Raw genomic sequence first — 12,144 nt, 5'->3', positions numbered from 1 at the left:
CGCCGGTACCGGCCGCCCGCGGGCCTCCGCATTCCCCGCGACATCCACCGAGGAGCCCGCTCATGACCACCCTGTCGGCCGCCACCCTGGGCGACCTCGCCCCCACCGTCGCCGTACCGGAGTACGACCGTTCGCGCGTACGCACCGGCATCGTCCACATCGGCGTCGGCGGCTTCCACCGCGCCCATGAGGCGATGTATCTGGATCGCGTTCTCGGCACCGGGTCCACCGAGTGGGGGATCTGCGGCATCGGGATGCTCCCCTCCGACGTCGCCATGCGCGACGTGCTCGCTGCGCAGGACGGCCTCTACACCCTCGTGACCACCGCGCCCGACGGGTCGACGGAGGCACGGGTCGTCGGCTCCCTCATCGAGTACCTCTACGCCCCCGATGACCCCACCGCTGTGCTGGACAAGCTCGCGCACCCCGACACCCGCATCGTCTCGCTCACGATCACCGAGGGCGGGTACGGCATCGACGACGCGACCGGCGCCTTCCGGCCGGTGGATGCCGCGGTGCTCGCAGATCTCGAAGGGTCGTCGTCGGACGTGCCCCGCAGTGTGCTCGGCTATCTGACCGCGGCGCTGCGGCGCCGCCGCGACGCCGGCGTCCCCGGGTTCACGGTGATGTCGTGCGACAACATCCAGGGCAACGGCCACGTCGCGCGCACGGCGCTGCTCGGATTCGCGGAGCGCGTCGACTCCGACCTGGCCGCCTGGATCGGCGAGACGGTGTCGTTCCCGAACTCGATGGTCGATCGCATCACCCCCGTCACGACCGACGAGACGCGCGCCGCGGTCTCGCGCGACATCGGCATCGAGGACGGCTGGCCGGTGCACTCCGAGTCGTTCGAGCAGTGGGTGCTCGAGGACGACTTCCCCCTCGGCCGCCCGGCACTGGACGAGGTCGGCGTGCAGCTCGTGGACGAGGTGCTGCCGTACGAGCTCATGAAGCTCCGGCTGCTCAACGCGTCCCACCAGGCGATGAGCTACCTGGGGATCCTTGCGGGTGAGCGCTTCGTGCACGACGTGTGCACCGATCCGCTCTTCGTCGGGTTCCTCCTCGACTACATGCACATCGAGGCGATTCCGACGCTCGAACCCGTGCCGGGCATCGACCTCGACGCCTACTGCGCGACCCTCATCGCGCGCTTCGGCAGCGAGGCGATCCGTGACACGCTCGCCCGCCAGGTCGTGGACGGCTCGGATCGCATCCCCAAGTTCCTGCTGCCGGTCGTGCGGTCCCGCCTCGCCTCCGGCGGCGACATCCGCCGCGCGGCACTCGTGCTGGCCGCGTGGAGCGTGTTCCTCGAGCGCAGCGCGGAGCCCGGCACCGCTCTGCCGGCGGTCGATCGCCGACTGGGCGAGTTGCAGGAGGCCGCCGCCCGGGAGGGGGCACGACCCGGCGCGTTCCTCGACTACGCGCCCGTGTTCGGCGAACTGGGAGTCGATGCGGCACTGCGGGCGGCGTTCATCGCTGCGCGCGCCTCACTCGCTGAGCGCGGCGCACGCGGCGCGATCGAGGCACTCCAGGGCTGACGGCGCTGCCCGGCCACGGCCGGGCAGCGCCGGACGCGTGCGCCGTCCGACGGACGTGCGACGCCCTCCGCCGTCAGTCGCCCGCGGGCGCCGGAAGCCGGCACGACTCGCGCTCGACGAGAGCGACGTCGAGCACCGTGACCTCTTCCAGCCCTCCGTCGACCCCGGCGAGGCGATCGAAGATGCGGGCCGCCGCGAGCGCGCCGAGCCGATACGGATCCTGGTCGATGACCGACACCGACGGCGTGAGCGTATCGGCCATCGGGAAGTCGCCGAACCCGATCATCGCCATCGGGTCCGCGCGCAGCACATGCGCGAGCGCCATCGAGGTGCGCGCGTTGGCGGAGAAGAGAGCCGTGGGCGGTTCGGGCAGCGCACGCAGGCGCACGAGCGCCGCGGCCGCGGCATCCCGATCCGACACCATCACCTCGACGAGGTCGTCCGAACGACGGATGCCGGCCTCGTCCTGTGCCCGGCGCCACCCCTCGAACCGCTTCGTCTCGGTCGACAGATGCAGCACGTCGCCCACGTACGCGATGCGGCGGTGACCGTGGGCGATGAGATGGGAGACCGCCAGGTGCGCGCCCTGCTCGTCGTCCTCGGTGAACGTGTCGGTCTCGAGGTCTACCGGGCCTCGGTCGACGAAGACGATCGGCGTGTGCTCCCGCCAGCGCTGCAGCCACGAATGATCGAGGCCCACCGGGGCGACCACGAGCCCGGACAGCTTTCGCCCGAGCATCGACTCGATCGCGTCGCGCTCATCGACGGGGTCGTCGCCGAGGCTGGTGACGAGGGTGGAGATGCCCTGGGCACGCGCGGTGTCCTCGATCGCCCGAGCGATGGCCGCGAAGAACGGGTCGACGATGTCCGGTACCGCGACGCCGATCACCGATGCGCGACCGGCACGGAACGTGGTGGCGAGCACGTTCGGCACGTAGTTGAGCTCGCGCATGGCCTTCTCGACCTCGGCGCGGGTCGCGGGCAGCACGTGCGGATCGTCGTTGAACACCCGCGAGACGGTCTTCGTGCTCACGCCCGCACGGGCGGCGACATCACGCATCGTCGACATCGGCGCTCTCCCCTTCGCGTCTTTCCCCGGATCCTCGGATCTCGCGCAACCCTATCCCCCGGGAGCCGTGGTCGACGCCCGGGGGTCGTCGGGTGTCAGGCGCGGCCGTCGACCGCGTCGGCGAGCTCCCGCAGGCGGGGCAGGGCACGGTTCGTCAGCAGCTCCTCGCGACGTCCGGCGTCGGCCGAGAGGGAGTCCTTCCACAGCGAACGGCCCGCCATGGCGCCCGCGGCGCCGTGGGCGACGGCCGTGGCCACCTGACCGATGAACGTCTCGTGGTCGACGCCGGCCGAGAGCACGGCCCACGGCACGCCCTGGGCGGCCTCGGTCACGCGCGCGCAGCCCTCGGCGGAGCCCGGGTACTGGAGCTTGAGGATCTTCGCCCCGCACGCGACGGCGAGCGCAGCACCGTCGGCGACGAGCGTCGGGAAGGCGGCGGCGTACTCCTCGTCGCTCTCGCCCTCGAGCTGGTAGGTGAGCAGCTCGACGATCAGCAGCAGGCCCTCCGCCTCGCACGCGGCGACGAGGTCGCGGATCTCACCGGCCACGCGGGAGTCGAGTCCCTGCTTGTCGGGGCGGGTGTACCAGAGCATCTTGGCGACGTCGGCGCCCTGCTCACGGATGGAGTGCGGAGTCGCGCCGGGGACGTAACGGGTGTACTTCAGGCCGTCGACGGTCTCGAACCCGGACGCGTCGAGCCCGACGACGAGCGCCGTCTCGCGCGAGAGCACACCGTCGTCGACGATCCCGGGAAGCGCGACCTCGGGGTCGAGCAGGATGGCCGGGGCGTGGTTGGCGAGGTGGCGCACGAGGTCCGCCTTGACCTCGGCGAGCTCCTCGCGGGTGATCGCGTCGGAGCCGTGCGGGGCGTCCTTGATGGCCGCCTTCATGCCGTTGCGCTGATCGGCGGCGACGATGAGCATGTTGCCGTCCGGGGTCGAGATCGACTGGAGGGCGCGGCGCTCGAGCGTGGTCAGTTCGTTCATGGGGTGCTCCTTGGTGGGGGTCGATGGCAGACGGGCGGATGCCACGTCCGCAGGCTCTAGGGGGTGGTCGGTGTCGCCGCGGGGGATGCGGACACGAGGCGCGCGGCCACACGGGCTGCGCCGTACGCGGTGTCCTGCTCGCGGGTGGAGACGGTGACGTCGGGAAGCAGCTGGGCGCGGGCGCGCACGACCGAGGGCATCCCGACCCAGCCCCCGGTGAGCCGGGTGCGGGTGGCGGGCGGCACCTCGCGGTCCATCGCCTGAACGAGCAGGGCGATCTCGTCGTTGCTGTGGCGCAGCACGGCTCCGAAGATCTCGGCGGGCGAGACGCCGTCGGCGTGCAGGGTCATGCGCAGCACGCCGTCGTCGTTGCGAGCTCCGCTGACCTCGATCGCGCCGTCCGGGAGGGATCCCTCGTACGGGAGGGCCATCACCGCGGCATCCAGCTCGTCGCGTCCCGCCCGGTCGGAGATGCCCGCAGCTCCCAGGGCCCGCCGCAGCAGGAGGCCCGTCTTCACGCCGGCGACGAGCACGTGCTTGCCGGGGACGACGTGCGCGACCTCGTTGATGAGGGCGTCCGCGAGGCGCTGACGGGCGTCGAATCCGAGCGGACCGTCGAGCACGCGCAGCAGCACCTCGGCCGTGCCGAGGGAGACGTGATAGCTGTCGGCGGCGAGGGCGTCGCCGGCTTCCGCCGCGACGAGGTGGTCATGTCCGGCGACGGTGAGCTCGGCCCCGGCGAAGCGCGGGCCGAACGCCGTCGCGACGCGTCCCCACGACTCGCCGCCGCCGCGCAGGGGCGGGAGGAACCCGGCGTCGATGCCGAGCACGTCGAGCATCTCGGGCCAGGCCGCCTCGGCGTCCTGGTCGAGCAGGCCGGTGCGGGAGGTGAGGGAGTACTCGAGGGCCTCGTCGCCGCCGAGCGATGCGGCCACGAACTCGGGGAGGTTCAGCCAGCGGCATCCGCTCAGCTCGACCCCGCTGTCCCGCAGGAACGCGAGCTTCGCGACGGTGACCTGCGCGCCGAGCGGAAGCCCGGTGCGGCCCGCGAACTCCTCGCGCACGGTGGCGGGGAAGGCGGCGATCTGGTCGACGCCGCGCGGGTCGAACCACGCGAACCCGGGGGCGACCGCGGTGCCGGTCGCGTCGACGACCATCCCGGTCTCCCCCATGCCGGCGATGCCGAGGGCGACCACGGGCGCGGCGGTGAGCGGCGCGAGGGCGTCGTCGACCCGCGCGAAGAGGGTGGCGAGCGCGGCGGTGAGGGCCGCGGCATCCATCTCGGTCGTGCCGCCCGGGCCCACCCGCCAGGGTGTCGGCACCTGGTCGCTGACGAGCTCGGAGCCGTGCGCGTCGAGCACCAGCATCTTGATGCCGGTGCTGCCGAGGTCGATGCCGGCGAGCAGGCCGGATGCCGCGGCGGCGGGGTCGTCGCGCAGAGGCTGCGTCACGCGTTCTCCGTCCTTTCGACTCTTCGTCGAGGTCAAGGCGAGGATGGGGGAAGTCCCGGAAAATCAAGCATGACACCGGTGACTTGATACGACTATCGTGGACGTATGCGCTCCACGTGTCAAATGGAAAATCCTCGGGTGATCGTCGTGGCCGGCGTCGCGGGATCCGGGAAGACGACACTCGGACGCGCACTCGCGACCCGCCTCGGCGCGCCCCTCGTCGACCTCGACTCGGTCACCTCACCGCTGCTCGACGCCCTCCCCGACGAGGCGCTGGGCGGGCACTGGCTCGCCTCGCCGCACGCCGCGCGGATCCGCGTCGGCCGCTACACCGCCCTGCGCGCGGTCGCCGCCGACGCGGTCGCGACCGCGGGCGCCGCCGTGCTCGTCGCGCCGTTCACCGCGGAGCTCACGGGCGGTGCGGACTGGGCCGCGCTGCTCGACGCCGTCGCCCCCGCGGAGGTCGTCGTCATCCACCTGCGCGGCGACGCCTCGCTGTTCGCGGCACGACGTGCGGCCCGCGGCGAACGACGCGACGCCCACCGCGACGACACCCTGCCACCGGCGCCGGCCGTGCCGGTGATCCCCATCGACGCCGAGCTGTCCACCGCGCAGCAGGTCACTCGGCTCCTCCCCGCGCTCGGCATCCGCAGCGACCTCGACCGGGACGCTGCGGTCTTCGCTCGCACGTTCGACGCCGTGCTGTTCGACCTCGACGGCACCCTCATCGACTCGACCGCGTCGGTGATCCGTTCCTGGCGCCGGTTCGCCGAGCACTACGACGTCTCGATGCAGGCGCTGCACGACAACCACGGCCAGCCGGCGCGCACCCTCATCTCCCGCCTCCTGCCGCCGTCGCTGCAGGCCGAGGGCCTCGCGCACGTGACCGACCTCGAGGTCACCGACGCCGAGGGCCTCGAGCCCGTGCGTGGCGCGCGGGCCTTCTTCGACGGCATCCCCGCCGACCGACGGGCGATCGTCACCTCCGGTTCCGTCCCGATCGCCTCGGCTCGGCTCGACGCCGCCCGGTTCCCACATCCCGACGTGTTCGTCACCATCGACGACGTGACGACGGGCAAGCCCCACCCCGAGCCGTTCCTCCTCGCCGCGGCGCGTCTCGGCGTCGACCCGGCCCGGTGCCTCGTCGTCGAGGACGCCGCCGCCGGCATCGCCGCAGCGCGCGCCGCCGGCTGCGCCGTGCTGGGCGTCGCGGGCACCATCGACACCGACGACCTGCGCGCCGACCTCGTGGTCGACGGGCTCGACCGGGTGGTCATGGTGAGCGGTCCCGACGGCCTTCGCCTCGCTCCCGCGGCCTGATCGAGCCGGCGGTCGCGGCGCCGCGACCTACACCTCGACGGGCTCCGAGAGCACCACGGACGGGTCGGGGTCACGGGTGACGACGGCGTGCGGCATCCCCTCGAGGCTCGTCAGCACCGTCGCCGTCTGCGCCACCGCGTGCGCGCCCCACGCGGCGGCGGCGGATGCCGCGGCCATCAGCGCCGTCGGATCGTCGATCGTTCCCGCCCCGAGGCCCACGAGAAGGCCTGCGAGCGAGGCGTCGCCCGCACCCGCGGTGTTGGCGACGCGGGTGGCGACAGCGTGCGCGTGCACGACGACGTCACCGGCGACCAGCAGAATGCCGTCCGCACCGAGGCTCGCCGACACGACCGGCACGGCCAGGCTGCGCGCGGCGGCGACGACGTCTCCCCTGGTGCGCAGCGTCTGCCCGGTCAGCTCCGCGAGCTCTGCGGCGTTGGGCTTGAGCACCGAGACACGCGAGTCGGATGCCGCGGCCTCGAGCGCTGCGCCGCTCGTGTCCACGACGACCCGCGCACCGCGCGCGACGGCGCCCGCGAAGAGGTCGGTGAGATTGGCCGGCGCCGAGGCGCCGGCGATCTCGGGCAGAGCGCCGGAGACGACCAGCCAGCCCGCGCGGGTCTCCTCGATCTCGGCGAGGGTCGTGGCGACCAGCTGCTCCCAGCTCTCCGGGGCGAGCGGCGGGGTCGGGGCGTTCACCTTCGTGGTCGCGCCGCCGTCGTCGATGATGGACGTGTTCACGCGCGTCGCCCCCGGAACGACGATGGGGCGCAGCATCCCGTCCGTGTCGGCCCGCACGGCCGACTCGACGTCGTCGGCGCCGATCACCACGACGGCCGTCGCAGAACGCGCGGCCAGTCGCAGTCCGGCCGCGACGTTGACACCCTTCCCGCTCACCTCGCGCGTGTACGCCGTGGCTCGGGTGAACTCGCCGCGGGCCAGGGCGCCGGTCACCCGGTAGGTCGCATCGATCGCGCCCGCCGCCGTGACGGTCACGATGGCCGGCCCCATCGTCATGCCTCGCCTCGCACGATGAGGGCGAGGAGCCGGGCGACCTCGGCCGCGACGGCCTCACGGGCCGGGCGCAGATACCGCCGCGGGTCGACCACGGCGGGATCCGCCGCCAGCCGCTCGCGCACGACGGCCGTCAGCACCACATTGAGGTGCGTGCCGATGTTGACCTTGCGCATGCCCGCCACGACGGCACCGTCGATGCCCGCGTCCGAGACGCCGCTCGATCCGTGCAGGACGAGCGGCACCGGCACCCGACGGGCGAGCCGGGTGATCAGCTCCTCGTCGAGGCGGGCGCTGCGCTCGAGCATCGCGTGCTCGCTGCCGACCGCGACGGCGAGGGCGTTCACCCCCGTCGCCGCGACGAACGCCGCCGCGTCGTCGACGTCGGTGCGCACCCCCGGGGTGTGCGCGCCTTTGCCGCCGATCTCGCCGAGCTCGGCCTCCACCCACACGCCCGCGCTCTGTGCACGGCGGGCGACGGCGGCGGTGCGCGCGAGGTTCTCGTCGTCGGGGAGGTGGGCGCCGTCGAACATCACCGAGGGCATCCCGATCGCGATCGCCTCATCGACGAGGTTCTCGTCGGTCGCATGGTCGAGGTGCACGACCACCGGAACCGCGGCGGTGTCCGCGAGCCGCAGCGCCGCGGTCGCCGCGGGAGCGATGCCCCCGTGGAACGCGACGGCGTTCTGGGACAGCTGCAGCACGACACCCGTGCCGGCCGCTTCCGCGCCGGCGACGATCGCCTCGGCCATCTCCAGCTGCACGTAGTTGAACGCCCCCGCCGCCCGATGCCCCGCGAGCAGGGTCGGCATGTCGACGAGCGGCATCAGATCGGCTGTCCGGTCGGCAGCAGCACCAGATCGCGCACGACGACGTGCGCGGGCCGCGTGAGCATGAACACGATCGCGTCGGCGACATCCGACGAGCGGATGCCCGTGCGCTCGGCGATGCGCGCCGCCTCCTCGGGCGACCCGTGGGCGAAGCCCCAGAGCGGATTGAGCACCACGCCCGGCGCGACCGCACCGATGCGCACCCCGCTCTCGGCGGTCTGGGTGCGCACGGTGTGCACGAACGACTGCACCGCGTGCTTGCTGGCCGAGTAGACCGGCTCCCACGCGATGTCCTGGTGCCCCGAGACCGAGCTCGTCACGAGAACGTCACCGGAGCCCTGTGCGATCAGGTGAGGCAGCGCCGCGCGCACCAGCGTCATGACACCCGTCACGTTCGTCGCCACGAGCGCCGCGATCTGCTCGGCGCTCGCATCGACCAGATCGCCGCCGACATAGATGCCCGCGTTGGGCAGCACGATGTCGAGCCGGCCGCGCCGGGCGAGGGTCTCGTCGACGAGCGCCTGCGCGGTCGCGGCATCCGAGACATCCGCCGAGATCGTCGTGATCGCGTCCGGGGCGGACGCCGCCAGCTCAGCGAGCGCGTCGACCGACCGCGCGGCAGCGACGACGTGGGCGCCCTCCGCGACGAGGGCGAGAGCCGTGGCCAGTCCGATCCCCGAGCTCGCCCCGGTGAGCAGGGCGACCTTTCCTTCGAGCGCGGTCATCGCGATCCCTCCTGCGCGAGCAGCGCGCGTCGATACTTCTCATCCGGTCGCGTGTCGATGCGCGCGACGTCCTCGGGGGTCATGAAATTCACGCCGCCGACGGCCTGCGCGCCGATGATCGCGCGGGCGCACTTCTGCGCCATGGCGGTCATGCCGAGCACCTGCGCGCCGTGCGCGCCGAGGGCGAACATGCCGTGGTTGCGCAGGTAGATCACCCGCGGCGGCGCGCCGTGTTCCGAGATGTGGGCGCGCAGCATCTCGCGCACGACCCGGGCGAGACGGATGCCCGGGTCGATGTACGGCACGAGCAGCGGGTGCGCGCCGAGCACCACGATCTGGTCGGGGAAGAGCGCGCCGTCCACCAGCAGCTCCGCGTGCCGGGAGCACAGCAGTGCGTTGACCGACGTCGGATGGCTGTGGGCGACGACCGCGGCATCCGTCTCCTCGTAGACGACGACGTGCAGCAGCGCCTCGACCGACGGACGCCGTCCCTCGACGCGCGCGATGTCGGAGAAGAGTGCATCCACCTCGGCGTCGGCCGCGTCGGGGTCGGAGATCAGGGAGCTCGCCCGCGCGAGGTCGACACGCACGAAGTCGGCGGCCTGGGCCTGCCCGAGCACCGCACCGCTGGCCTTCACGTGCATCGCGTCGCCGTCGCGCACGCTGGTGTTGCCTTCGCCGAGCATCGCGGCGTCGAAGGCGGGGTCGCCGAGTCGACGGCTGAGGTCGGCGAGCTGATCGAGGGAGGTCATACGGGGGTTCCTGTCGGCAGGGGGATGGGGCGGGGGGCGTCGGTCCGCGGCGTGTAGCGCCGGAACGGCGGCTCGCCGTCGTCGGCGACCAGGTGACGGGCCGCGGCGAGATCCGGAAGGCGGCCGGCGGCGACGGCGAGCTGGAACAGCAGACCCCGCACGGATGCCTCGGCGGGTCCCGCGATCACGGGAAGCCCGGTGCGCTGCGCGGTGAGCGCGCACAGCAGGTCGTTGCGGGAGCCGCCGCCGACGATGCGCACGTCGGTCACCGCGCTCCCGGTGAGGTCCTCGAGCTGGTCGAGGGTTCTCGCGTACGCGAGGGCGAGGCTCTCGAGGATGGCACGCACCAGATCCGCGCGGGTGGCCGGCAGCAGCGCGCCCGACGCCGCGCACGCGGACTCGAGCCGCCCCACGAGATCGTCGGGGGCCTGCAGCGTCGGGTCGGCCGGGTCGAACGTGCCCCTGTACGTGGACGCCGCGGCATCCCGGAGAAGCTCGTGCAGATCGACCGGATGCCGGCCGTCCTTGGCGTCGAGCTCGGCCCATTCCCGCATCGTCTGCTGCAGCAGCCACATGCCGCTGAGGTTCTTCACGAGGAGCGTCTCGCCGTGTGCACCGATCTCCTGCGTGAACCCGGCCACGCGGGCCGCGTCGACGAGCAGCGGGGCGGCGACGGCCAATCCGGTGACCGCCCAGCTCCCCGCGGACACAACCGCCGTCGTCGGGGCGCTGACCGCGTCGACGACGGCGGAGAACGCCGCCGCCGTGTCGTGGGCGGTCACCCACCACACCGGCACCGGATCAGCCGCGCCGATCAGCGCGCTCACTTCGGGGAGGGTCGCGCCGGCGGGCGTCCCGGCGGTCGTCAGCGGGGGAAATGCGGCAGGGAGGTCGGCGCCGAGCGCCGCCGACCAGTCGTCGGTCGCCCGATCGACGAGCGCGGTCGACGAGGCGAGCGACGTCTCGGCGCCGACCGCACCGGTCAGCAGGTGCACGACGGTGTCCGCGATCAGCAGGATGCGGTCATCGGCCGTCCCGATGCCGGCGGCGGCATCCTGCCGCAACTGATGCACCGTGTTGATCGCCTGGTCGAGCACGCCCGTCACGGCGTAGTCGGCGGAGCCGTCCCGCGACGCCGCGGTACGCGCGGCGAGCGCGGCATCCGCGTCTCGGTGATGTCTGACGAACGGACGCAATGTCCCGTCGGTGGTCAGGCGCGCGTAGTCGACGCCCCACGAGTCGACGCCGACGCCTTCGACCGCGGCGCCCGCCCTGCGGGCTGCGATCACGCCGGCACGCAGCCCCGACACGACGCCGTCCCAGAGGGTGGGGATGTCCCATCCCCACCCGTCCGCCGACCGCACCGGAACGTTCGCGAACCGTCCGGCCTCGCGGATCGTCCACGCGGGACCGCCGCGATCCGAGGCGGCGAGGTCGAGCAACCCGAGCATCACACGGCCGCTCGAGGACCCGAGGTCGACGGCGAGGAACGCGACCGGTGCACCAGCAGTCATCTCACGTCCGCGATCGGTCAGATGGCGGTGTAGCCGCCGTCGATCACCAGCGTCTGACCGGTGAGGTACGACGAGGCGTCCGACGCGAGAAGGAGCACGAGTCCGTCGAGATCGGCGGGCTCACCCATGCGTCCGGCCGGAATGCGGGCGACCCAGTCGGCCGCGAGCTCCGGGTTCGCCTCGGTGAACTGGCGCGTCATGTCGGAGAGGAAATAGCCCGGGGCGATCGCGTTCACCCGGATGGCCGGCGCCCACTCGACGGCGAGGGAGGTCGCCAGGTGGGCGACAGCGGCCTTCGACGCGTTGTACGACGCCTGGTTCTGCGGCACGTTGACGATGAACCCCGACATCGACGACACGAGGATCGCGGACCCGGAACGGCCCTCGGCGATGAGCGGACGCGCGAAGCTCTGCGTGCTGTAGAAGGTGCCGCTCAGGTTGATGTCGATCACCCGCGCCCACGCCGACGGCTCGACCTCGGCGGCGTCGCCCCAGATGGTGATGCCGGCGGCGGTGATCAGGATGTCGGCGGTGCCGAGGGCGCCGCGGACGGCGGCGAATGCCGCATCGACGGATGCCGCGTCGGTGACGTCGACCGTCGCCCACGCCGTCGGCACACCGGTCTCCTCGGCGAGGCGTGCGGCGGATGCCTCGACCTCCGGGAGCAGATCGAGGAGTGCGACGCTCGCGCCCTGACGGGCGAGGGCGGAGGCGAGGGAATAGCCGAGGCCGCGTGCGCCGCCGGTGACGACGGCGACCCGGCCGGCGAGGTCAGGGAAGTTCATGAGGGCTCCAACGTGAAGAGGGGATGGCAGAGCAGAAAGGAGGCAGGGTCGACCGACGGTGGCCGGGAGACGAGCTCCCGGCCACCGCGGGCGGGTGGTGGTGTGGTGGTTAGCCGCAGGAGGACTGGTAGACGGCGTCTTTGGCGGTGGTGTCGACGTT

The 12,144-nt window shown here is 72.9% G+C and carries 11 protein-coding genes; 2 read left to right on the top strand and 9 right to left on the bottom strand.

Annotated features, from left to right (window positions below):
• The first annotated feature begins 62 nt into the window (after window positions 1-62).
• Window positions 63-1,538 carry a mannitol dehydrogenase family protein gene (locus tag BGO15_RS02490; RefSeq protein ID WP_056519264.1) on the top strand — a complete coding sequence of 492 codons (1,476 nt, stop codon included), beginning with the start codon at window positions 63-65 and terminating at the stop codon, window positions 1,536-1,538.
• A 73-nt stretch (window positions 1,539-1,611) separates the two neighbouring features.
• On the opposite strand, the gene BGO15_RS02485 is transcribed toward BGO15_RS02490, so the two are convergent.
• The 3 genes from BGO15_RS02485 to BGO15_RS02475 all read right to left on the bottom strand — a co-directional run bounded on the left by BGO15_RS02485 (window position 1,612) and on the right by BGO15_RS02475 (window position 5,044).
• Window positions 1,612-2,607, bottom strand: a complete 996-nt coding sequence (locus BGO15_RS02485; protein WP_056519269.1) for a LacI family DNA-binding transcriptional regulator — start codon at window positions 2,605-2,607, stop codon at window positions 1,612-1,614.
• Window positions 2,608-2,702: 95 nt separating this feature from the next.
• Window positions 2,703-3,593, bottom strand: a complete 891-nt coding sequence (locus BGO15_RS02480; RefSeq protein WP_056519272.1) for a tagatose-bisphosphate aldolase — start codon at window positions 3,591-3,593, stop codon at window positions 2,703-2,705.
• Between the two features lie 56 nt (window positions 3,594-3,649).
• On the bottom strand, window positions 3,650-5,044 hold the full coding sequence (locus BGO15_RS02475) for an FGGY family carbohydrate kinase (protein WP_200930879.1): 1,395 nt from the start codon (window positions 5,042-5,044) through the stop codon (window positions 3,650-3,652).
• 138 nt (window positions 5,045-5,182) lie between these two features.
• Between BGO15_RS02475 and BGO15_RS02470 the strand changes: the two genes are divergently transcribed.
• The gene (locus tag BGO15_RS02470) at window positions 5,183-6,364 is read left to right on the top strand and encodes an HAD-IA family hydrolase (RefSeq protein WP_162237855.1); all 1,182 of its coding nucleotides are present in this window, start codon (window positions 5,183-5,185) and stop codon (window positions 6,362-6,364) included.
• A gap of 27 nt (window positions 6,365-6,391) precedes the next feature.
• On the opposite strand, the gene BGO15_RS02465 is transcribed toward BGO15_RS02470, so the two are convergent.
• Genes BGO15_RS02465 through BGO15_RS02440 form a run of 6 tightly spaced genes read right to left on the bottom strand, consistent with a single transcriptional unit; the run spans window position 6,392 to window position 11,984 of the window.
• Window positions 6,392-7,381, bottom strand: a complete 990-nt coding sequence (locus BGO15_RS02465) for a 1-phosphofructokinase family hexose kinase (protein ID WP_082483119.1) — start codon at window positions 7,379-7,381, stop codon at window positions 6,392-6,394.
• Complete coding sequence (locus tag BGO15_RS02460) at window positions 7,378-8,205, bottom strand: class II fructose-bisphosphate aldolase (protein WP_056207837.1); 828 nt, start codon at window positions 8,203-8,205, stop codon at window positions 7,378-7,380. Before BGO15_RS02460 ends, BGO15_RS02465 begins: the two co-directional genes overlap by 4 nt.
• Window positions 8,205-8,933: an SDR family oxidoreductase gene (locus BGO15_RS02455; protein WP_056207840.1), complete on the bottom strand. Its 729-nt coding sequence runs from the start codon at window positions 8,931-8,933 to the stop codon at window positions 8,205-8,207. The genes BGO15_RS02460 and BGO15_RS02455 overlap by 1 nt, the downstream gene beginning before the upstream one ends.
• A complete protein-coding gene (locus tag BGO15_RS02450; RefSeq protein WP_056519274.1) occupies window positions 8,930-9,685 on the bottom strand; it encodes a class II aldolase/adducin family protein in 756 nt (251 codons plus the stop codon). Before BGO15_RS02450 ends, BGO15_RS02455 begins: the two co-directional genes overlap by 4 nt.
• Window positions 9,682-11,199, bottom strand: a complete 1,518-nt coding sequence (locus BGO15_RS02445; RefSeq protein ID WP_056519277.1) for a rhamnulokinase — start codon at window positions 11,197-11,199, stop codon at window positions 9,682-9,684. The genes BGO15_RS02450 and BGO15_RS02445 overlap by 4 nt, the downstream gene beginning before the upstream one ends.
• 17 nt (window positions 11,200-11,216) lie before the next feature.
• Window positions 11,217-11,984, bottom strand: coding sequence for an SDR family oxidoreductase (locus tag BGO15_RS02440; RefSeq protein WP_056207842.1), 768 nt, complete (start codon window positions 11,982-11,984; stop codon window positions 11,217-11,219).
• Between the last annotated feature and the right edge of the window lie 160 nt (window positions 11,985-12,144).

It is taken from the genome of Microbacterium sp. 71-23, from assembly GCF_001897265.1.
Lineage (GTDB): Bacteria > Actinomycetota > Actinomycetes > Actinomycetales > Microbacteriaceae > Microbacterium > Microbacterium ginsengisoli.
This window is presented reverse-complemented; position numbering and strand designations above follow the sequence as displayed.